The 21,031-nt window shown below is 42.0% G+C and carries 18 protein-coding genes and 1 riboswitch; of the genes, 11 read left to right on the forward strand and 7 right to left on the reverse strand.

Translation table 11 applies throughout. The features are described 5' to 3' along the window. Positions 1 to 159 precede the first annotated feature (159 nt). On the reverse strand, positions 160 to 849 hold the full coding sequence (locus JIG37_RS15340) for an SAM-dependent methyltransferase (RefSeq protein WP_138602475.1): 690 nt from the start codon (positions 847 to 849) through the stop codon (positions 160 to 162). A 228-nt stretch (positions 850 to 1,077) separates the two neighbouring features. Here JIG37_RS15340 and JIG37_RS15345 point away from each other — a divergent pair, with 228 nt between their 5' ends. Beyond that, complete coding sequence (locus tag JIG37_RS15345; RefSeq protein ID WP_054552401.1) at positions 1,078 to 1,971, forward strand: bifunctional GNAT family N-acetyltransferase/hotdog fold thioesterase; 894 nt, start codon at positions 1,078 to 1,080, stop codon at positions 1,969 to 1,971. 66 nt (positions 1,972 to 2,037) lie between these two features. On the opposite strand, the gene JIG37_RS15350 is transcribed toward JIG37_RS15345, so the two are convergent. The 5 genes from JIG37_RS15350 to dapA all read right to left on the reverse strand — a co-directional run bounded on the left by JIG37_RS15350 (position 2,038) and on the right by dapA (position 7,230). Beyond that, positions 2,038 to 3,075 (reverse strand): phospholipase A, encoded by a 1,038-nt coding sequence (locus JIG37_RS15350; RefSeq protein ID WP_138602473.1) that lies wholly within the window; start codon positions 3,073 to 3,075, stop codon positions 2,038 to 2,040. A gap of 186 nt (positions 3,076 to 3,261) precedes the next feature. Beyond that, entirely contained in the window at positions 3,262 to 4,380 is a 1,119-nt protein-coding gene (locus tag JIG37_RS15355) for a succinylglutamate desuccinylase/aspartoacylase family protein (RefSeq protein ID WP_199529771.1), read from the reverse strand. 5 nt (positions 4,381 to 4,385) lie between these two features. Further along, on the reverse strand, positions 4,386 to 5,591 hold the full coding sequence (locus JIG37_RS15360) for a PLP-dependent decarboxylase (RefSeq protein ID WP_187489516.1): 1,206 nt from the start codon (positions 5,589 to 5,591) through the stop codon (positions 4,386 to 4,388). Beyond that, positions 5,591 to 6,331, reverse strand: a complete 741-nt coding sequence (locus JIG37_RS15365; RefSeq protein ID WP_054552405.1) for a 2,3,4,5-tetrahydropyridine-2,6-dicarboxylate N-succinyltransferase — start codon at positions 6,329 to 6,331, stop codon at positions 5,591 to 5,593. Before JIG37_RS15365 ends, JIG37_RS15360 begins: the two co-directional genes overlap by 1 nt. Positions 6,332 to 6,345: 14 nt before the next feature. Beyond that, a complete protein-coding gene (gene dapA, locus JIG37_RS15370; protein ID WP_199529772.1) occupies positions 6,346 to 7,230 on the reverse strand; it encodes a 4-hydroxy-tetrahydrodipicolinate synthase in 885 nt (294 codons plus the stop codon). A 137-nt stretch (positions 7,231 to 7,367) separates the two neighbouring features. Then, positions 7,368 to 7,564: riboswitch (Lysine riboswitch) on the reverse strand. Between the two features lie 183 nt (positions 7,565 to 7,747). Between dapA and JIG37_RS15375 the strand changes: the two genes are divergently transcribed. The 7 genes from JIG37_RS15375 (at position 7,748) to JIG37_RS15405 (ending at position 17,744) form a co-directional block, all read left to right on the forward strand. Continuing rightward, positions 7,748 to 8,443 (forward strand): DNA-3-methyladenine glycosylase I, encoded by a 696-nt coding sequence (locus tag JIG37_RS15375; protein ID WP_054552407.1) that lies wholly within the window; start codon positions 7,748 to 7,750, stop codon positions 8,441 to 8,443. 8 nt (positions 8,444 to 8,451) lie between these two features. After that, positions 8,452 to 9,864 (forward strand): protein adenylyltransferase SelO family protein, encoded by a 1,413-nt coding sequence (locus JIG37_RS15380; RefSeq protein WP_199529773.1) that lies wholly within the window; start codon positions 8,452 to 8,454, stop codon positions 9,862 to 9,864. Between the two features lie 329 nt (positions 9,865 to 10,193). Then, positions 10,194 to 11,255 carry an OmpA family protein gene (locus JIG37_RS15385; protein WP_199529774.1) on the forward strand — a complete coding sequence of 354 codons (1,062 nt, stop codon included), beginning with the start codon at positions 10,194 to 10,196 and terminating at the stop codon, positions 11,253 to 11,255. A gap of 449 nt (positions 11,256 to 11,704) precedes the next feature. Beyond that, a complete protein-coding gene (locus JIG37_RS15390) occupies positions 11,705 to 12,775 on the forward strand; it encodes an OmpA family protein (protein WP_054552410.1) in 1,071 nt (356 codons plus the stop codon). Positions 12,776 to 13,070: 295 nt separating this feature from the next. Further along, entirely contained in the window at positions 13,071 to 15,668 is a 2,598-nt protein-coding gene (acnB, locus tag JIG37_RS15395) for a bifunctional aconitate hydratase 2/2-methylisocitrate dehydratase (protein WP_054552411.1), read from the forward strand. Positions 15,669 to 15,863: 195 nt separating this feature from the next. After that, entirely contained in the window at positions 15,864 to 16,496 is a 633-nt protein-coding gene (locus JIG37_RS15400) for a 2OG-Fe dioxygenase family protein (protein WP_054552412.1), read from the forward strand. Positions 16,497 to 16,505: 9 nt separating this feature from the next. Further along, positions 16,506 to 17,744 carry a cysteine desulfurase-like protein gene (locus tag JIG37_RS15405; protein WP_199529775.1) on the forward strand — a complete coding sequence of 413 codons (1,239 nt, stop codon included), beginning with the start codon at positions 16,506 to 16,508 and terminating at the stop codon, positions 17,742 to 17,744. A gap of 51 nt (positions 17,745 to 17,795) precedes the next feature. Here the strand turns inward: JIG37_RS15405 and JIG37_RS15410 are convergent, their stop codons facing one another. After that, complete coding sequence (locus JIG37_RS15410; RefSeq protein WP_166340655.1) at positions 17,796 to 18,500, reverse strand: 2OG-Fe(II) oxygenase; 705 nt, start codon at positions 18,498 to 18,500, stop codon at positions 17,796 to 17,798. Positions 18,501 to 18,536: 36 nt separating this feature from the next. Between JIG37_RS15410 and JIG37_RS15415 the strand changes: the two genes are divergently transcribed. The 3 genes from JIG37_RS15415 (at position 18,537) to JIG37_RS15425 (ending at position 20,805) form a co-directional block, all read left to right on the forward strand. Continuing rightward, positions 18,537 to 18,935: a thioesterase family protein gene (locus tag JIG37_RS15415; RefSeq protein WP_187489512.1), complete on the forward strand. Its 399-nt coding sequence runs from the start codon at positions 18,537 to 18,539 to the stop codon at positions 18,933 to 18,935. Positions 18,936 to 19,017: 82 nt separating this feature from the next. Continuing rightward, complete coding sequence (locus JIG37_RS15420; protein WP_199529776.1) at positions 19,018 to 19,596, forward strand: aminodeoxychorismate/anthranilate synthase component II; 579 nt, start codon at positions 19,018 to 19,020, stop codon at positions 19,594 to 19,596. Between the two features lie 48 nt (positions 19,597 to 19,644). Beyond that, positions 19,645 to 20,805, forward strand: coding sequence for an HDOD domain-containing protein (locus JIG37_RS15425; protein ID WP_138602479.1), 1,161 nt, complete (start codon positions 19,645 to 19,647; stop codon positions 20,803 to 20,805). Positions 20,806 to 21,031: the final 226 nt, after the last annotated feature.

Consider the following 21,031-nt stretch of genomic DNA (forward strand, 5'->3'; position numbering starts at 1 on the left):
CAATAATACTTAATCATTTTGAGGGATTAAACCTGTCGCTAACTGCGTTAAAAATTTCTCATTTAGAACAACTAAATAACGAAATTTTTGCCTTGTTATCAACGAGGTTTTATTGCCTCAAAATAGACTACTTAATTAAGCGGATTGGTATAAGTATTTTTATTTTTTGATCATCACGATATGATTCACGTAGTCGGGGATTTTTACAATGCTTGGGCGCTTGCCAAACTCGGTGATTAGCAGGTGCTCAAGTTGTTTTAGTTGCGATGGGTGATTGGATAAAAAATTAATGAACAACAAGCCATCTTTTGCCATCGCTGCTCTTAGTTTGGTGTAAAACAGGTGCTTGTATAAAAATAATGGTGCATCTACCTCACTGAATAAATCTAAGATGATCCAATTGTATTCGTTGTTTTGCTCTAATACTTGCTGCGCATCAAAACAGTGCAGGTTATTGGCATGGTCGCCACCAAAGTAACGTTTATAGCAGTGAATTATGTCGGGGTTTTTATCAACCGATGTCAGTTGGCTATCAGGGTAGGTGTGCTGTAAGTAGTTACGAATAGCACCACCGCCTAGGCCTAATTCTAAAATCTTTTTCGGTTCCTCTAAGTCTTGCCAAAGCTTTGCAAGGTATTGTAAATGAGGGAAAAGTAATCTGGCAGGTCGGCGTTTTTCAATGACCGATTGCAGAGTTTCGTTGATCAGTAACCAGCGTAATTGGTTAAGTTGCCTAACTTGAATACTGTAATTGCCTTGTTTATGCCAATAAATGAGCTGCCCTAATCGGTGACAGTCCTCAATAAAACTATGTTTTACTGCGCCACTGGGTTCAAGAAAATGTTCCATATTTCGGGCCTTTAGCGTGTTATTATAATAATTAGACAATTATTTCAGCATAGACCAGTAAGCATAAAGTGCAATTGTGCATTGGTTTTTACAGCTGTGAATAATAATTTAGGCTGGGTCACCAAAGTATTATTCCAACTTGATAGAAGATCGCGTATCGTAATTCGCATTGCAAAGGCCACGACAGAAAAACAACAGACCCGTGGCTGAATTATCACAGGAGTTTTTATGTTTAAAGTGACCACCCCGCAAAGCAGCGAAGATTGGCAAGCGTACTATTCATTACGTTGGCAGGTTTTAAGAGCACCCTGGGGCGAGCCGCGCGGTTCTGAACAAGATGACTTAGAGCAAGACGCAGAGCACCGCTTTATCAAAAATAATGATGGCGAAGTATTAGGCGTAGCTCGCCTGCATTTTAATAATCATCAGCAAGCGCAAGTTCGTTATATGGCGGTTGCTGAAGGTAATCGTAACCAGCATATTGGTAGCCGTTTATTACATGAATTAGAAAAAATCGCATGGACTCAAGATGCAGATGAACTGGTATTGTTTGCTCGTGAGCGAGCCCTTGATTTTTATAAGCGTCATGGCTACGAATTAAAAGAAAAAGCACACCTTGCCTATGACGATGTACAGCATTGGAAAATGGTAAAACAAAAACCCTCTGAGCCGGGTTGGTTCCGTCATCCAAACTGGACACAAGTACTGCAAAATACGTGGCGTGAGTCGATCCCTATCAGTGATGCAATGGGAATTAAAGTAGAAAGCTACACCGATTGGCAGTTTACTACGCGCGCTGATCTAGATGCGAACTTAAATCTTCATAACACTATGTTTGCCGGCTCGATTTATAGTTTAGCGACCTTAACAGGCTGGGGCGCAACTTACCTAGCGCTTAAAGAAGCTGGCCTTGAAGGGAATATCGTGTTAGCAGATGCCAACATTAAATATCTTAAACCACTGAATAACGATCCTCGCGGGAGTGTTGAGTTGGCTGGCTGTAAAGGCAAGTTGGCGGAGCTAGAGGACAATGGCAAAGCAAGCTACCATGTGCCAGTGAATGTGTACGATGGTGATGTGCTAGTAGCAGAATTTGAAGGTCACTTCATCGTTAAAAAATAACGAATATTCAGAGCGAGCTAACTAAAGCTCGCTCTTTAAGTTAAAGCAAGTCAGTTAAAATAACAATTAAAGCAAGTCGGTTAACAGAATACCCACACCAAAACGTTCAATATCGGCGTTGTAATCAATCAAGCTCTCACCATAACCATTAAAGTATTGTGCATAACCACGTAATCTGCCCCAAAGAGGGAAAGACCAATCTAATTGAATTGCACCACGGTTATCTGAATTTAAGTTATTACGGGTCATAAAGCTAAACTCATGCTCGTTGTAACGGTATGCACCCGAGAATTCAAAGTAACCCATGTATTTGTAGATATCAGGGTTGTCATCACCTTTAGCTTCTAGTTCATCATCTTTTTTATCTTCAGGAATGCGGTACCAAGGCTTAAAGCTAAATACAAAGCCATCTTTTTCCCATAAGAAGTCAGCATAAATGCGGTTCCACGAACGTGAATTAGGCTGGCTGCGGCCATTAGATTGATGTGAAGCACCAATTGCAATCGCCATCTCATCGCCCCAAAGCACATGCTCAGGATCAAGATAGTTCACCCAGAAGATCTCTGGTTCGTAGTTTGTTTCACGAAACGGCGATGAAATATCTTTGTTATAAAACTGCCAAAACGATTGCATGGTAAATGCAAAAAATACGCCTTGGTCTTTATCTGAGAAGCCTTCGAAGATAGGCACTTTGATTGATAATTGATATTTTACTTCAAGATTATCAAGTGGCTCGCCATCGACTTCTTCAGCGAGGTCTTTTAGGCCATCAAAAGGGCGCTCATTCGGATTAGATACGTAAGAAAGCGGTAAAATATAGTTACGCTTATGTGGGGTGATCACATTACGGTTTTTCTTACTTACTTCTTCACGCGCTTTACGTTTGTCTAAAGCGGTGAGCTTTTTGCTTTCATCTAAATCAGAGCACTTTTTACGAAGTTCTTCAAGTGTTTGCTTGCCGTCACCGCCAATAGCTTCGTTCAAAATACACTGCTTTACGAGTTCTAGTGCATCATCTTGTTCGTTAGTTTGTGGTTGTTCAGTTTGAGCAAATACAGGTACAGAAAATAAGCCAGCGGCTGCCAGCCAAATGCGCCATCCCATTGCAGTTCCCTTTCAGTAGACTTGTAAGTAGGTATAATTATAACGATTTTTACATAAGTAACCGTGAACTTGTACTGAATTGTTGAAATTTTAGGTAAATAGAGAGCCCCAAGCTAAGCTTGGAGCCCTGCTGTAACGGCCTAAGAGCATAAGCCGTTGACTCTCACGCAATGAGAAGGGATGAGCTTATAGCTTAAATACGTTGGTAAAAAACTTATAAAGTTCGGTACCTTGATTCACGCTTGCTGAAGCAAAATGCAAAATAGCAATGGCGTCTTTATCAAAACTTAATGTTTGTAGCGGCTGCTCAGAAAGGTAGCGCTCCATTCTTAAAATATGGGCGATAGGCTCACCAGCTTTAATATGGCCGCCCAGTGGGGCAAGGTATTCAACCATGCCACCCATAGGTGCATAGTAAGCTACATAATCTTCAAGCATGCAGGCATAGCGTGTCATCGCTTTAGGATGATATGCAGCATCAACTAATACCTCTTTGTGATTGAGGTAACTTAAAATGCTATTTGCATCATCGAGTGCTGCACTTAAATCGATTTTTTCTTGGCTACCTAGCTCAACGGTGAATGCTTCGATTTGGACAGCGAATTCACGGCCTTGTTTACCAAGCTCTTCAGACAGTGACCACCATGGACAGAAACTCGCTTCATCCATCGCGCCATCAAAATCACTTGGGATCAATAACACATGTTCGATGTTAAAGTAGCTCGCGCTTTCTTTGGCGTATTCAGGGCAATATAAGTGCTTACTTGAGATAGGCCCCGTGTGAAGGTCTAAAACAATATCTGCCTGATGGGCAAGCTTTTGCAAGTTAAGGGCAATACGCTTACCCGTTGTTAGGCTGTAATCAGGGCCCGTTAATTGACTATCGATGTCAGCAACGAGTGCCTGTTTAAACGCCGCTTTAAGGGTCGCATCATCACAGTCTTTGTGCTGTTCAGCAATCTGTGACGGTAACGCTTTATTAAAGCGGTACATGCGGTTCCAGTTGGTGCCCGTAATTGGATCGAAGCGACCTAAAGTAAACTCACCTGATTTTTGGTTGCAACCAATAGGGTTAGCATAAGGAACTAGGGTAATATCGCCACGCAGCTTGAGTGATTTTAGCTGCTCAAGCAATTGATAAATTACTGCATTACCTTGTACTTCAGCGCCGTGCATATTGGCTTGTATATACACGTTTGGGCCTGTGCCATCCCCTTTTAAGCGATACACTGGGATTGTCAGAGGTAGGCCGTTGGCAATCTCGCCAACCACAATATTCTCTTGGCTGATTAATTCTTTACTCATGGCGATTACCTTAAATAATAGCTGGCATCTTCAGCGCTACGAATGCACTCAATATTGCCTTGTTCAAGGATGTATTCAGCCGCTAATTCGTGGCATAAAAAGTACGGCATACTTTCGGTAAAGCCATATGCGCCACATTGGCTGAATACCAACCAGTCTTGCTCATTTAAATCGCTCGCTAATTGGTGCTCACCTAAGCAATCAAGGGCGGTGCAAAGCGGGCCGTATAAAGTCATTGCCGCAGGCTCAGCCGTCGATTCGCGAAGTAAGGCCGCAGGGAAATCTTGGCTTGTCACAGCTGGGCGAAGTAAATGGTTAATACCGCCTGATAAAATCACCTGCTGTTGATTGTAATTTACTTTACGCTCAACAACTGGCGTTGCGTAATGGCCGCATTCGCCCACCGCATAGCGGCCAAGTTCCATCCAAAGCTCTTTGACACCGGCATCTGCTTTAATGCTAGCCAAAGTCTCAATAAGTGCAGACCAATCGAGTCGGTTAGCACTTTGAGTATAAGGAATGCCTAAGCCACCCCCTAAATCGAGAATATTAAGATTAATGTTTAATGAGCGTGCTAGCTGTTGCAGTGGCGCAATCATTGCGCGCCATAGCTCGGCGAGCTTGTCAGTGCTCAGCATATTGCCCCATTGGAAAATATGCAGACCATCAAAGCTAAGAGCTGGGTAATCACTTGCAGTGAGTGCTTGCCACTCATCGCAGCCCAAACCAAAAGGAGTAAGGCTATCGCCGCCAAGTGGATTCTTTTCGCTGTCTGGCCAACGAAGTTGAACACGCAATAGCACTTGCAGCTGACAATTTGTTTTTGTTGCTTGTTCGTTTAACCAGCGCACTTGGTTAATGCTCTCGGCGACAAAAGTACGTACGCCGCGAGCAATAAAATGTGAAATTTGTTTAGGGCTCTTTGCAGGCCCAGTGTTGAGCACGCGCTCGCTATCGATGCCTTGGGCAAGTACTTGCTCAAGTTCACCTTTACTTGCAACATCAAAGTTAAATCCTGCGCTGTCTAAACATTGAATAATGCGAGACAACGGGTTGGCCTTAACGGCATACCAAAGTTTCACATCGGTTTGCGCAGTCAGTTGATTTAAATGTGCAGTTAATTTATCTAAATCATAGATAAAAAATGGCGTATCAAGATGCGTTGAAACTTGCTCAACCGCTTGCTTGATGGGCGTGCTCAAAAAGCTCATTAACGTAAAACCTCTTCTAACAGTAATGATGCATCGCTTTGTTCATCACGGTATTTCACGATCAATGCACACGACATGCTAAGACCTTGTTCACGAGCCCATGCATTTGAAGCTGGGCGAGAGCCTGGGATCACAATCGCGTTTTCTGGGATGGCTTCACCTTTGTCTAGCTGGCGTTCGTTAACGCAATCGTAGACAGGAATAGTTGCAGATAAGCGTACACCCGGCGCAAGTACAGCACCTTTTTTCACAACCACACCTTCAACAATAACGCAGCCTGCACCGATGAATGCGTCATCTTCAATAACCACAGGGCTGGCACCAATTGGCTCAAGCACACCACCTAATTGTACTGCTGCACTTAGATGAACATTTTTACCCACTTGTGCACATGAACCCACTAATGCGTGGCTGTCGACCATCGTGCCTTCGTCGATGAACGCGCCAATATTTACATATGCTGGTGGCATGATAATGGTGCCTTTAGCAACGTGTGCGCCACGACGAACACTGCTACCACCTGGTACCATACGCACGCCAGCATCGGCTGCAAAGCCTTGTGGAGCTAAGTTGTGCTTATCAACAAAACCACCCGGGAACTCAGTGTTTGTGCCATTTTTAAAGGCTTCTAAAATGCCTTGTTTAACTTCAACATTGGCGTGCCAGTTGCCGTTCTCGTCTTGTGTTGCCGCGCGAACTGCGCCTGATTCTAAGTTGTTTAATAATTCTAACCAGCTCATGATAAAACCTGTTTTTAGTTCCAAGATAAAATTGTGTTGTTTGCGTGGGTGATGCTGTCTGTTTGCTCAAGCTCTAAATGCGTAAGCGGCGGACGTAAATGCGGGGTATTTATTTTACCTTGCAGGTGCATCAGTACTTTTACGGGGATTGGATTTGCCACAGCGAATAAACTTTGAATCGCTTGCGACCAATCGGTGAATAGATTTGGGTATTGACCACTTAAACTGCGTTTAACAAACTCATGGGTTTGAGTCGGCCAAGCATTCGCGGCAACCGAAACTAAACCTTTTGCTCCAGCTTGAGCAAAATACGGCATAAGTGCATCGTCGCCACTAAATATGGCCAGTGTTGGCGATGCCGTTCTAAAGCCTTCAAATTTGCTAATGTCGCCACTGGCTTCTTTTAAAGCCCAAAGATTTTTGTGATCAGCAAGGTTTTTGATCACCTGCGGTGAAATCTCAACTGCACTGCGTCCAGGTACGTTATACAGCATACAAGGGTGGTTACTTGCGTTTAGTAGGCTTTCAAACCAATGTGTTTGGCCAACAACCCCTGGTTTTGCATACAGAGGTGAGCCCAGTAGATAGCCATGAATAGGTAGTTGGTTGCAGTATTCAACCCAAGCAACTTGTTGCTTGAGGTTCATGCCGCCCACAGCAACCATGAGTGGTACACTCGGTGCTAATTGGCAAACATGCTCAACGATGGCTTGTTGCTCTTTGAGTGAAAGCGCTAGTCCTTCACCGGTACTGCCAAGCAATAAAATGCCGTTATTTGCATCTTGCTGCTCCGCGACCAGTTGTTCAAGGGCCGTGTAATCGACCTCGCCAGATTCAGAAAATGGCGTGACAAGCGCTGTCCATAATGGATAGTCGTTTAAATCAAAATTGTTGATCATCTCTCACGAACTTATAAGGTATTCGAAGAGTTTATGCGGGAACATTTGAATGGAGCCGCATGTCGTCGTTCGAACAAGGTATAATTCGAAGAGCGAATGGGCTTAAAATAATAAAGACGCGACGGCCTTATTATACTAAGACCAGAAGCTCTCCACCAAACTAATCAATAGCACTTTGCTATTGTTGGTGACAGTCGCTGGGATTCAGCCCAGTCGCCCGAAATAAGCACCTCACAAACGGTGTTACTTCTCGGCGTTAATTCCCCTCACGTATGATCAACAGAGTCTGTGCTCTTCCCATACGCTACCTGAATAACGCACCTCTTCCAGCCCTTTATGCTCGCTTTAAAGGTTAAAGCCAACATAGTTAAATAGGGTATTTGCAGCGATTAAAGCATTTTAGCCGTCTAGGTGTCAAGGCGAGGAATTTGTTTTTTAGTGACCGAATTTGCAACATGGTTACGTATAACCGTGTTTTTACGTACACTTAGCGCTAACCAAATCAATTGGAAAAATGATGGAAAAATTTAACGATATTTATCAACGAGCCGTATCTCGAAAGGGCAGTGAAGAAATGCTGCAAGCACTGTTATCAAACCCGCTCGACGATGCTGATATTGCTAAAATGCATGACGATTTATGGTTAGAAGAGTTCACGCGTAAAGTCTTTCAAAGCGGTTTTTATTGGTCTGTTATCAATAATAAATGGGCTGGTTTTCGTGATGTGTTTTGGGATTTCAGTGTAGAAAAATTGTTGATGATGCCGCCAGATATGCTCGAGCAAAAAGCCAGTGATGAGCGAATTGTTCGTAATTTTAAAAAAGTACAAACGATCCCAGAAAATGCGTACATGATCCACGAAGTTGCTGAGAAGCATGGCAGCTTTAGCCAATTTATTGCAGATTGGCCTACTGACAATATTATTGGTTTGTGGGCTTATCTTAAAAAGCATGGTGCGCGTTTAGGGGGAAATACTGGCCCATACGCTTTACGAGCGCTTGGTAAAGATACTTTTTTACTTTCTCGGGATGTAGAAGCCTATTTGCGTGCCCATGAGTTGATAGATGGCGGCTTACAAACTAAAAAGTCACTGCAAGCAGCGCAAGATTTTTTCAACGAATTACAACAGCAAAGCGGTTACAGCCTGCAGGCACTAAGCCAACTAGTGGCCTATGGTGTAGGCGATAATCGTGTGGGTGTCGCAACACGTTAAGGACAGTTATGAAACTGCAAACTCGATACACAGATATTAGTGAACTACTTGCTATCAAGGATATGCCGAGCGCCGTTGCCGAGCCGCAATTACTGCTATTTAATGACAAGCTAGCTGATAATTTCGCAATTAAACACGACAGCGAATTTTTAGCTAAAATGCTATCTGGTTCAACGATAGATAACGACGTTGCGCCGGTTGCTCTTGGTTACTCAGGTCATCAATTTGGTCATTTTTCACCGCGTCTTGGTGATGGTAGAGCGCATTTACTTGGTGCTATTGCAGATAAAGATGGCACATTGTGGGACTTGCAGCTAAAAGGCGCTGGAGCAACAGTGTTCTCGCGCGGTGGTGATGGTCGCTGTGCCATTGGTCCAGCTGTTCGAGAGTACATTATGAGTGAGGCACTTCATGCGCTTGGCATCGCAACTACGCGCTGCTTAGCTGTGGTTACAACTGGCGAAACGGTATATCGTCAGCCACCACGCCCGGGGGCAGTTGTTACTCGCCTAGCTCAAAGTCACATCCGTGTTGGTTCATTTCAATACTTAGCTACACAAGGTGATATAGAAGGGCTAGAGAAGCTCGTTGATTACGCAATTAATTGTCATTTTCCTTACATTAGCAGTACGGATGAGCAGCGTTATATTGAGTTTTTAACTGCTGTACTCGATAAGCAAATAGAGCTGGTTATCAGTTGGATGCGAATTGGCTTTATACACGGTGTGATGAACACAGATAATACCTTGATTAGTGGTGAAACCATTGACTATGGCCCTTGTGCGATGATGAATCAGTTTGACCTAGACACGGTATTTAGTTCGATTGACCATCAAGGGCGTTATGCATTTGGAAATCAACCGAATATTGCTAATTGGAATATTGCACGCTTGGCTGAAAGCTTAATTCCGTTATTTGCTGATCAAGAGAGTGCCGTCGAACAACTCTCACCGGTTGTAAATGGCTTTGCAGCTAAATTTAATGATGCATTTAATACTATGTGGCAGCAGAAATTAGGATTAGCTGGTCAGCACGAAGGCGATCATGCTTTAGTTTCAGAGTTGCTAGGTTTAATGAAGCAACATCAGCTCGATTATACTAATACTTTCAATGCTCTGACTGAATCTTTACTTGCGGATTTCGCAATTCCAACTAGTTTAAAAGAGTGGCATAAAAAGTGGAACGTGAGGATTTCGTCTAAAAGTTATGAAACTATGCGCGCTGTTAATCCTGCAGTCATTCCACGTAATCATACTATTGAAATGATCCTAGCGGAATACGAAGCATCGGGAGAAAGTTCATTAAAAGACGCCTTTTTAGAAGCATTTAACGATCCATATGTTTACGATGAGCGTCACTTTGAATGGCTTCAGGCCCCAAAAGATTATGATAAAAATTATCAAACTTTTTGTGGGACCTAGTCATTTAAATTAACTAGGAAAATTCCTATTTATTGAATTTAACTGTATGCTGATTGAGCGCTCTAATAGGCGGTGGTATTATAGATTTTAGGCTAATCTATTGCTTTAAAAGATGATCTCATACGGTATTCGAAGCTGGTTTGGTCATACATTTAATCGCTTATCTACGAAATTAGGCTAGGCTATTATTGGTACCTTAATAGTTATGGATTAATTAATAAGTTGAATGTCAATGCAAAGTAACTAATCGTTTTTTGTATTGTTAAAGTTTTGATTACTCAAAAAATACGAGCTCTTACGAGCTTTATTATGAAAATGGGAAGGAAACAATGAAACTGAAATCACTGACTATAGCTTTGGCACTTGCTGCAACTAGTGCTTCAACATTTGCTGCTGAGAAACAAGGTTTTTATATCGGCGCATTTGGCGATTACTATGATAATTCATGGGAAAATGTTCGCGATTACGCACCAGGCGGCCTTGATGTTGATGATTCAACAGGCTGGGGTTTAGAGCTGGGTTATCGCTTTAGCGATTACTGGAGTGCTCGCTTAGAATATGCTGATATGGATTTTGACTGGACCGCTGAACTAAACGATGGCACATCGATGAGCGGTTCTGAAAGTGGTAAGCGTTACGGTATTGATGGTTTATATCACTTCGGTGGTGGCCCATTCTACGGTATTTTTGGTTTGAAAAACCTTGATGCTGTTGATGAGGATTTAATGTTTGCAAACGTTGGTGCTGGCTACCAACACTACTTCACAGATAACTTTGCTTTCAATGCCGAAACTTCTTTGTACCAAGGCCTTGATCGTGGTTACACCGATGTGGGTGCTAAGTTAGGTTTAAGCTATATCTTTGGTAATCAAAGCAGCTCTGCGGCTCCTGTTGAGCCAGCTCCTGTAGTAAGTGGACCTACAGATAGCGATAACGATGGCGTAATGGACGCTGATGACCAATGCGCAAATACACCAATGACTGATGCGGTAGATAGCAAGGGCTGTACTCTTTATGAAGAAAAAGAGGCAACAATCACTTTACTAGTTACTTTCCCGCATGATGTTGCAGAAGTACCAAATAAATACTTCAGCGATATTGCTGATGTTGCAGCATTTATGAAAGAAAACGAAGGCACATCAGTTGTTCTTGAAGGTCATGCATCAGCAGTTGGTGATGCGGATTACAACATGAAGCTTTCTGAAAAACGTGCTAAAGATGTAGCTGAAGAGTTAGTTAAAGACGGTATCTCATCAGATAGAATCTCTACGGTTGGTTATGGTGAAGAACGCCTGAAGAACAAAGCATATACGCTTGAAGCGCATGCAGAAAATCGTCGTGTTGAAGCACAAATTAGTACGGTTGAACGTGTAAAGGTTATGCGTAAGTAATAGATTACTATTAGCTTACTGTAATTTATTAATAATCTTGAGATTAAAGCTGAACTATTTTTATGGTTCAGCTTTTTTTATACCTTAAAAACGCATTTACTTTTTTAATAAACGCGATACTCTTAAAGGTATACGGCATGGTATAAAAATAAGGTACACTTATATTGATTTGAATCATCGCAGCAAATGGGTGATTATTGTACTATGTTCTTATTGTTATCTCGTGTAATTATCACTAGGTAAATTAGAGTTTTTTTGAGCACTGTTAATTTGGTATGGCATTCTAAGGCATTTCGACGGTGCTAAACGTCACTTTTTTAGGTGGTGTTTTGAAATTAACAAATTTATTGTAGTTTTAGTTTATTAAGTTTGGATTAATTACTCATCATCTATCTTGACAGAGTTTAGGCTACACAGCCTTTAGTTACTTAAATGGAAGGGAAGGAAACATGAAACTAAAATCACTAACTATAGCTTTAGCTCTTGCTGCAACAAGTGCTTCTAGCTTCGCTGCTGAAAAGCAAGGTTTTTATATTGGTGCGTTTGGCGATTACTATGATAATTCATGGGAAAATGTTCGTGACTACGCACCAGGCGGTCTTGATGTTGATGATTCAACAGGCTGGGGTCTAGAGTTAGGTTACCGCTTCAGTGATTACTGGAGTGCGCGTCTAGAATACGCTGATATGGATTTTGACTGGAAAGCTGAATTAAACGACGGTACGTCGATGAGTGGTTCAGAAAGTGGTAAGCGTTACGGTATTGATGGTCTTTACCACTTTGGTGGTGGTCCTTTCTACGGTATTTTTGGTTTAAAAAATCTTGATGCGGTTGATGAAGATTTAATGTTTGCTAATGTGGGTGCAGGTTATCAACACTACTTTACAGAGCATTTCGCATTTAATGCAGAAACGTCTTTATACCAAGGTCTAGACCGTGGTTATACAGATGTGGGTGCTAAATTAGGTCTTAGCTACATCTTCGGTGCTCAAAGCGCGCCAGCTGAGCCTGTAGAGCCTGCTCCTACGGTTGTTCCTGTTGCTGTAGAACCAGTAGATAGCGATGGCGATAATATCCCTGATGCAGACGATCAATGTGCAAATACACCAATGACTGACGCTGTTGATGGCACTGGTTGTACGCTATATGAAGATCGTGAAGTAACTAAGAGCTTACTAATCACGTTCCCTAACAACACATCTAAAGTATCTCAACAATACCTAGATGATATTGATGCTGCAGCAGCATTCTTAAAAGAGCACCCAGGTACTGACGTAGTGCTTGAAGGTCATTCTTCATCAGTAGGTAAAGCTGACTACAATAAGTGGTTATCTAAGAAACGTGCTGATGCGGTTGCTAAGAAACTAATCGAAGATGGCATTGATCCAATGCGTCTAACTACTGTTGGTATGGGTGAAGAGCGTCTTAAAAACCCAGCTAACACACCAGAAGCTCACGCTGAAAACCGTCGTGTTGAAGCGAAAGTAACTGTAATTGAGCGTGTAAAAGTAGAGCGTTAATCTAACCCTTTACGCAAATTTGAAAACCCAGCCTAGTGCTGGGTTTTTTCTTATCTAAGTACTAGGCATTGGTAAGATAGGAATGATTCTTAATAAATATTCATTTGAATAGCGTTTTTTTTTAGTACTATTCATGTTATTTATAGTGAATATTTAACTCCTTACTTACAGCATGGATTTTCATCTATACTTAAAAGCTTTATAATTAACCGTCAGAATACTATAAGTGCTGGGTCTTAATTGGTATTTAGCTTAATACTACCGAGTACTTTCACGTCACCAAGAGGGCAATATTGTGCTACAAGAATATCGTAAACACGTAGAAGAACGTGCCGCGTTAGGTATCGTACCAGCGCCATTAGATGCTCAGCAAACGGCTGATCTTATTGAATTAATCAAAAATCCACCGGCAGGCGAAGAAGAGTTTATCGTTGATCTTCTAGTTAACCGTGTACCACCTGGTGTTGATGATGCTGCTTACATCAAAGCAGGTTTCTTGGCTGCAGTTGCAAAAGGTGAAGCGAGCTCTCCACTTGTATCAAAAGAAAAAGCAGCTGAGCTACTTGGTACTATGTTAGGCGGTTACAACATCGCGCCTATGATTGACCTTTTAGATGACGAAGCGTTAGCGCCAATCGTTGTTAAAGGTTTATCAAACACATTATTAATGTTCGATGCTTTCTACGATGTAGAAGAAAAAGCGAAAGCGGGTAACGAATTTGCTAAGCAAGTAATCGAATCTTGGGCAAATGCAGAATGGTTTGTAAACAAGCCTGCAGTTGCTGAAAAAATCTCAGTTACCGTATTCAAAGTAACTGGCGAAACAAATACTGATGATCTTTCACCTGCTCCAGATGCATGGTCTCGCCCTGATATTCCACTACACGCTTTAGCAATGCTGAAGAACGAACGTGATGGTATCAATCCTGAAAAGCCAGGTGAAGTTGGTCCAATCTCACAACTAGAAGAGCTTAAAACGAAAGGTTTACCTCTTGCATACGTTGGTGATGTAGTTGGTACGGGTTCATCTCGTAAATCTGCAACTAACTCTGTACTTTGGTTCATGGGTGATGATATTCCTCACGTACCGAACAAACGCGTTGGTGGTGTATGTTTAGGCGGTAAAATCGCTCCTATCTTCTTCAACACAATGGAAGACTCTGGTGCATTACCAATCGAACTACCTGTTGATGAGCTAAACATGGGTGACCAAATCGATATCTTCCCATACGAAGGTGTTGTTAAGCGTCACGGTACTGATGAAGTAATCTCGACTTTCTCTCTTAAATCAGACGTAATTCTTGATGAAGTGCGTGCTGGTGGTCGTATTCCACTGATCATTGGTCGTGGTTTAACTGATAAAGCGCGTGCATCACTAGGTATGGAAGCAGAAGATATCTTCCGTAAGCCAGCGCTTGTAACTGACTCTGGTAAAGGCTTCACATTAGCTCAGAAGATGGTTGGTAAAGCATGTAACATGCCTGGCGTACGTCCTGGTCAATACTGTGAGCCGAAAATGACAACTGTTGGTTCGCAAGATACAACAGGTCCTATGACACGTGACGAACTTAAAGACCTTGCGTGTTTAGGTTTCTCTGCAGACTTAACAATGCAGTCTTTCTGTCATACATCAGCTTATCCTAAGCCAATCGACGTAAACACTCACCACACACTTCCTGATTTCATCATGAACCGTGGCGGTGTATCACTACGTCCTGGTGACGGTGTAATCCACTCATGGTTAAACCGTATGTTATTACCAGATACAGTAGGTACTGGTGGTGACTCACATACTCGTTTCCCTCTAGGTATTTCATTCCCAGCGGGTTCAGGTGCGGTAGCATTCGCAGCAGCAACAGGTGTAATGCCTCTTGATATGCCTGAGTCAATCTTAGTACGTTTCAAAGGTGAAATGCAGCCAGGTATCACACTACGTGACCTAGTTCATGCTATCCCTTACTACGGTATCAAAGAAGGTCTTCTTACAGTTGAGAAGAAAGGTAAGATCAACGAATTCTCTGGTCGCGTACTAGAAATCGAAGGTGTTGAGCACCTAACAGTTGAGCAAGCTTTCGAACTTTCTGATGCATCAGCTGAGCGTTCAGCGGCAGGTTGTACTGTTAAACTTTCTAAAGAGTCTATCGCTGAATACCTTGAGTCAAACATCGTAATGCTTAAGTGGATGATCTCTGAAGGTTACGGCGATGTTCGTACTATTGAGCGTCGTATCACAGCAATGCAAGAGTGGTTAGCTAACCCAGAACTTATGGAAGCTGATGCAGATGCAGAGTACAAGCACGTACTTGAAATCGATCTTGCAGACATCAAAGAGCCAATCCTTTGTGCTCCAAATGACCCAGATGATGCGCGTCTTCTTTCAGACGTAACAGGCGAGAAAATCGACGAAGTATTCATCGGTTCTTGTATGACTAACATCGGTCACTTCCGTGCTGCAGGTAAACTACTAGATGGTTTCAGTGGCCGTATCCCAACTCAACTTTGGGTTGCACCACCAACGAAGATGGACAAAGACCAGCTTACTGACGAAGGTTACTACGGTATCTTTGGTCGCGTAGGTGCACGTATCGAAACGCCAGGGTGTTCACTATGTATGGGTAACCAAGCACGTGTTGCTGATAAAGCAACAGTTGTTTCTACCTCTACGCGTAACTTCCCTAACCGTCTTGGTACTGGCGCTAACGTATTCTTAGCATCAGCTGAGCTTGCAGCAGTAGCGGCAATCTTAGGTAAACTACCTACACCTGCTGAGTACCAAGAGTATGCAGATAAGATCAATGCAACTGCAGCTGATACTTATCGTTACCTGAACTTCCACCGTATGCCTCAATACACTAAAAAGGCAGACAAAGTAATCGTTCAGCAAGCTGTTTAATTTTAGCTAAATTAAATGACAATAAAGCCCGCTTTTAGCGGGCTTTTTATTTTAGATAAAATTTCTAAAATATTTATAAATACGATCTTAAAGCTACATAAATCATCATCAGCGTTTACATAATAACGCAAAAATTTCCTACCAATTGCATTAAAATCCTCGCCAATATTCTCAACGTATTAAGGCGAGATCGAAATGACTACATTAAACAACCAGAACCTTTTACAGCTTCGTTTTGTAAGCCAAGCACATATTGACGCAGTTAAGCCTTCTTTTGCTAACCTACCTGCAAACCCATACGCAGATGGTGAATTTCGTAAGCGTCGTTATTCAGTAATCAAAGTTGTTGATGGTGAATTAAAACTACAACCAACAAAAGCATTTGTGCAAGATGACTCAATCAATACCTTCCAAGGTAATGTTGAGCGTACTTATGAAAATCTAGAAGATAGCTTATTAGCGACTGATGGCATGAAGCAAATCGTTAATCAATTTCGCGATATGACGGGTATCAGTGATGATCGCGTTATTGAAATTCATCAGTTCAGAATGCTTGCGATCGACAGCGACACTCCAGCTGCACCTGAAGGTGTTCACCAAGATGGTTTTGATCACGTATGCGTATGTGGTGTATCACACGAAAACCTAGAGGGTGGTGAGCTACTTGTTTATGAACACCAACAAGCTGAACCATGTTTCAAAATGGAAATTAAAGACGGCATGTTCGCACTGATTAATGACCGTGAAGTATGGCACAACGCTACACCAATGAATAAATTAGACGCAAGCAAAGAAGGTTACCTTGATTGCTTCGTACTAACTGCGTAAGGGTAAACCATGAACTTAACGCAATTACGTCGCCAGTTCCCTGCACTTATGCAACAAGTTGCAGGTCAGTCACCGATTTTCCTTGATGGTCCGGGTGGCTCGCAAGTACCACAGTCAGTTCTAAGCGCTATGAGTGCATATTTGGGTTACTTCAACTCAAACTTAGGCGGTGCATTTTTCTCAAGTGATAAAACGGTAGAGTTAATGGCAAATGCTCGCCAAGCTGCAGCCGATTTATTAAATGCGCCATCTAAAGAGCAAATCGTGTTTGGTGCAAACATGACAAGCTTAACGTTTAGCTTTAGTCGTGCCATCTCACGTGATTGGACTGCTGATGATGAAATTATTGTCACCAATGCTGATCACTTCTCAAACGTATCATCTTGGCAGCAAGCTGCTGAAGATAAAGGCGCGACAGTAAAAACTACCCTTATCAACGAAGCTGATTGCAGCCTAGATATGGCACATTTTGAAAGCCTTTTATCTAGCAAAACAAAGCTTGTTGCTGTGACATATGCATCAAACACCACTGGTTCAATTAATGACATTAAACGCATCGTTGAGCTTGCACATGCTGTTGGTGCGCTAGTTTATGTTGATGCCGTACATTATGCACCTCATGAGCTAGTAGACGTACAAGCACTTGATTGTGACTTCTTAGCCTGCTCTGCATATAAGTTCTTTGGTCCTCACCTTGGTATTGTCTATGGCAAACGAGAGCACCTTGAAGGTTTCACACCATATAAAGTTGAACCTGCAAAAGATGTTGCGCCAGGTCGCTGGGAAACAGGTACACAAAGCTTTGAAGCGCTAGCTGGCTTAATTGCTGCTGTTGATTACATTGCTGCAATTAGTGAACTTGATGATAGTCATTCACGCCGAGATAAATTAGCTGCTGCATTTGCTATGACTAAACAGCATGAAATGGCATTAAGTAAGCATTTCTTAACGCGTTTAGCTGATTACCCACGCATCAAGTTATTTGGTATTGATGATCTAGAGCGCGTAGCTTCACGCACACCGACTTTTGCTTTAACGGTTGAAGGCATCGAGCCACGCGTTGTGTCTGAATTTTTAGGTAAGCAGCATATTTGCGTGTGGGACGGTAACTTTTATGCACAAGGTCTATGTAAGCAGTTAGGTGTATTAGAAACCGGCGGTGTAGTACGCATTGGTTGTATGCATTACAACACTATTGATGAGCTTGATAAGGTTTTCGATTTATTTGATCAATTACTGGCAGATTAAAGCTGAGTTTTAATTAAGTTATAAGCAGCCCGAGTGGGCTGCTTATTACCGCTAGGATTGTGGTTGTCCATAAATTTGTTCTGCACGGTTGAATAAGACCCACGAGGTTAAAATATACTTGTCATTTGAAATAGGCTTATTACCACGGTGCGTGTGGGTAAAATAGCCCGGCGCTACGACCATAGTACCTTGTTTTGGCGATATTTTTCGTTGTTGATAGTAAAACTCTGTTTCACCACCTTCTTCTACATCATTTAAATAAAACATAAATAATAACACGCGATGAAGGGCCTCGTTATGGCCTGCTTGCGGGTATACCTCACTATGCCAATAAGGGTAACCACCTTTATTGATATCGTATTTTTGTGCTTGAATAGGGCCCATACGAAAAATCTGCTGCACGAGTAATGGCAATTGTGGTTTGCCGACTTCTTCAAAGTTATCTTGTGTTAGGTCAACAGGTTTGCCTGTTTGCGGATGGTAAACCTTTAAACCAAAGGCGCCAATCATCATAAAAATATGCTCTTCAAGGTATTTGAAGACGTAACCTGCGGTCGTTTGTTGAATATGCTTAAGTTGCTCAGCGTATTCAGAGTGATTATTAAGGTATAAATCGCGGCTGTCTTTTTTCGCTAAATCTACTCCGCCTGAGGTAGTGCCTTGTTTTAAATGCGGGCTTTGTTCAAATACCGTGATAAAGTTGTCGCAAAATTCTTTGCTGAGGGCGTTTTCGTATACGCGAATAAAGTCCGTCATGAGCTACCTTTAGTTTATATTTTTTATAGGGTTACTATGTTTACTGAAACTATCACACCACGCTTTAGCGAAACAGATGTGCTAGGGCACATCAACAATACCGTACTCCCTGTATGGTTTGAAGCCGCCCGAGCGCCTATTTTCAGGTTTTTTACGCCTGATTTAAACCCTTATGAGTGGAAACTGATCATTGCTAAGGTTGAAGTAAGCTTTGTGGGTGAGTTGTTTTATGGTCACGATGTCACAGTGAAAACCAGTGTTGAGCATGTCGGCTCAAGTTCATTCGTACTGCGCCAAGAGGCTTGGCAGCAGGATAACTGCTGTGCCGTTGGTAAAACCGTACTAGTACGTTACGACTTTGCAAATAAATGCTCGCAAAAACTTAATGAGCAAGAAAGGGCTGACCTCACAGCGCATCTAATCGCTGATGAATAAGCCATTTTTTGCCGACATTTATGTATGCTTGGGGTAAAATGCGCCTTCATTATTTTGACTGAGTAATTTTGGGTTACACGCAATGCTGTTAATGATCGACAATTATGATTCGTTTACATACAACCTAGTGCAATATTTTCAGCGCTTGGATCAAGATGTATTAGTTAAACGAAACGATGAGATCAGTATCGCTGAGATTAAACAACTTAACCCAGAGCACGTCGTACTTTCACCTGGGCCCTGTTCGCCAAACGAAGCGGGTATTTCTTTACAAGTGGTGGAACATCTAAAAGGGCAGTTGCCAATTCTCGGTATTTGCTTAGGGCACCAAACCATTGCTCAGGCTCTGGGTGCTGATGTTATTCGCGCTAAGCAAGTGATGCATGGCAAAACATCATTAGTTAAGCATAGCAACCAAGGTGTGTTTAATGGTTTAGCTAACCCGCTGACGGTGTGTCGTTATCACTCACTTGTGGTTGATAAACAAAGCTTACCTAGTGACTTCACTATTACTGCATGGACAGAACAAAATTCTGATTTTGATGAAATTATGGGGATCATGCATAATGATTTAGCACTTGAAGGCGTGCAATTTCACCCCGAAGCAATTTTGACCCAACAAGGGCTTGAATTACTTGCTAACTTTTTAACTCGCTTCTAATCTTAGGCTAGTGAATTAACAAATATGACCGACAATACGCCTGTGCAAATGACTGAAGAAACCCGACAACAAAGGACTGCGATGGTGCTTAATGAGCGCGCGCACGATCTTTTGCTTGGTCATAGTTTTGCGCAGCGCCAAATTGGCTTTATTCATACCTTAGAAATCGATTATGGCGAGTCAATGGAGCAACGTACTTTATTAGAAGTAGAAGTTGCTGCTGAAAAAAAACGTCAGAAGGTAAGTACGGCGCATCATAAATATCGTGCTCAAGCGAGTAAGCAGTTACATCAAGTTATTGAAACAGCGATGAATAAGCAGCTTGAGGATATTGATACTGTAATTCACGAAACGATTGGGATTCAAGACAGTGTACCTGCTATTTTAGATATTTTAGCTGTACGTTCAGCTTCAGTGGGTCGACTTGAGCCTTTGGTTAAAGATTTAAGCTGGCTGGGGCGCGAGCTAGTCGCGTTTGTGAACTTGCCTTTTTACCGTCAACAACGTAATAAGCATACTTCCGTTAAAGTTGATAACCCGCTTTTAGCACTTCGTTACATTGGTTTAGATAACTTGAAGTTTGTTGTGCCGACATTTGCTGTACGCCACTGGATGCCCCATAGTACTGAGCCATTCCCGCTTTTAAAGCGTCGACTAAGAGATAATTCAATGGCGTGTGCCATTGCAGCGCAAGAAATAGCAAAGCTAAATGGCGTAAATGAAGAACATGCATTTACGCTTGGAATGCTGCTTGATGTTGGGAAGATTGCCTTAGTACGTTTGTATTTACGCACTTTTGAGCGAGTTTGGCAGCGTAAAGTAACTATGGCGCGTGATGAACAAAAGAAAGACTTGCATACTGCATTATTAGAGCTCAAGCCTGATCCTTTGTTTTTAAGTAGTTTGCTTAGCAAGTTATCATTAAAAGTAACCGCAACAGTAATTGAACAAATGGCCTTTAGGTATTTACCATTTAATGCGGTGATGCAGCAGTTAACGACTCCATTAGCTAAAAACGATGAATATTTGCCGCTTACCAAGGTGATTTTAAAAGCACGTTGTTACGCTCAGTTTTTAAGTTTAAATGAGCATCAATTGGTCGAAAGTGACGAAACTGAGCGTTGGTTTGCACACTTCGATTTCACTAAGGAGGAGCTTGAACAGTTAGCTAAATGCAATTTTGAGCACTTTCATATCCAAATTAATTAAAAAAATTGTTAATTTTTTTGCGACTATTCATTCATTGTTTATCAATCCACAGCGACAAAGTTTTTGTCATTAGCCAGTGCTTGGCTCACTAGCCTTACGCCTTTTTGTAGTATTTCGAGCAAAAAAAGGCCTTCAAATAGTTATTCACTATCCATGAAAAAATATCTCAAGCCCTTTGTTTTCAAGGCCTGCATGAAAGTTTTCTAAGAGACATAACGAAAATTTT

It is taken from the genome of Pseudoalteromonas sp. bablab_jr010 (genome assembly GCF_016464105.1).
Taxonomy (GTDB): domain Bacteria; phylum Pseudomonadota; class Gammaproteobacteria; order Enterobacterales; family Alteromonadaceae; genus Pseudoalteromonas; species Pseudoalteromonas simplex.

Bases quoted from the DNA above. Each gene is read 5' to 3' on its own strand.
- JIG37_RS15340 (WP_138602475.1), bottom strand. From the start codon at position 849: ATGGAACATTTTCTTGAACCCAGTGGCGCAGTAAAACATAGTTTTATT.
- JIG37_RS15345 (WP_054552401.1), top strand. From the start codon at position 1,078: ATGTTTAAAGTGACCACCCCGCAAAGCAGCGAAGATTGGCAAGCGTAC.
- JIG37_RS15350 (WP_138602473.1), bottom strand. From the start codon at position 3,075: ATGGGATGGCGCATTTGGCTGGCAGCCGCTGGCTTATTTTCTGTACCT.
- JIG37_RS15355 (WP_199529771.1), bottom strand. From the start codon at position 4,380: ATGAGTAAAGAATTAATCAGCCAAGAGAATATTGTGGTTGGCGAGATT.
- JIG37_RS15360 (WP_187489516.1), bottom strand. From the start codon at position 5,591: ATGAGCTTTTTGAGCACGCCCATCAAGCAAGCGGTTGAGCAAGTTTCA.
- JIG37_RS15365 (WP_054552405.1), bottom strand. From the start codon at position 6,331: ATGAGCTGGTTAGAATTATTAAACAACTTAGAATCAGGCGCAGTTCGC.
- dapA (WP_199529772.1), bottom strand. From the start codon at position 7,230: ATGATCAACAATTTTGATTTAAACGACTATCCATTATGGACAGCGCTT.
- JIG37_RS15375 (WP_054552407.1), top strand. From the start codon at position 7,748: ATGGAAAAATTTAACGATATTTATCAACGAGCCGTATCTCGAAAGGGC.
- JIG37_RS15380 (WP_199529773.1), top strand. From the start codon at position 8,452: ATGAAACTGCAAACTCGATACACAGATATTAGTGAACTACTTGCTATC.
- JIG37_RS15385 (WP_199529774.1), top strand. From the start codon at position 10,194: ATGAAACTGAAATCACTGACTATAGCTTTGGCACTTGCTGCAACTAGT.
- JIG37_RS15390 (WP_054552410.1), top strand. From the start codon at position 11,705: ATGAAACTAAAATCACTAACTATAGCTTTAGCTCTTGCTGCAACAAGT.
- JIG37_RS15400 (WP_054552412.1), top strand. From the start codon at position 15,864: ATGACTACATTAAACAACCAGAACCTTTTACAGCTTCGTTTTGTAAGC.
- JIG37_RS15405 (WP_199529775.1), top strand. From the start codon at position 16,506: ATGAACTTAACGCAATTACGTCGCCAGTTCCCTGCACTTATGCAACAA.
- JIG37_RS15410 (WP_166340655.1), bottom strand. From the start codon at position 18,500: ATGACGGACTTTATTCGCGTATACGAAAACGCCCTCAGCAAAGAATTT.
- JIG37_RS15415 (WP_187489512.1), top strand. From the start codon at position 18,537: ATGTTTACTGAAACTATCACACCACGCTTTAGCGAAACAGATGTGCTA.
- JIG37_RS15420 (WP_199529776.1), top strand. From the start codon at position 19,018: ATGCTGTTAATGATCGACAATTATGATTCGTTTACATACAACCTAGTG.
- JIG37_RS15425 (WP_138602479.1), top strand. From the start codon at position 19,645: ATGACTGAAGAAACCCGACAACAAAGGACTGCGATGGTGCTTAATGAG.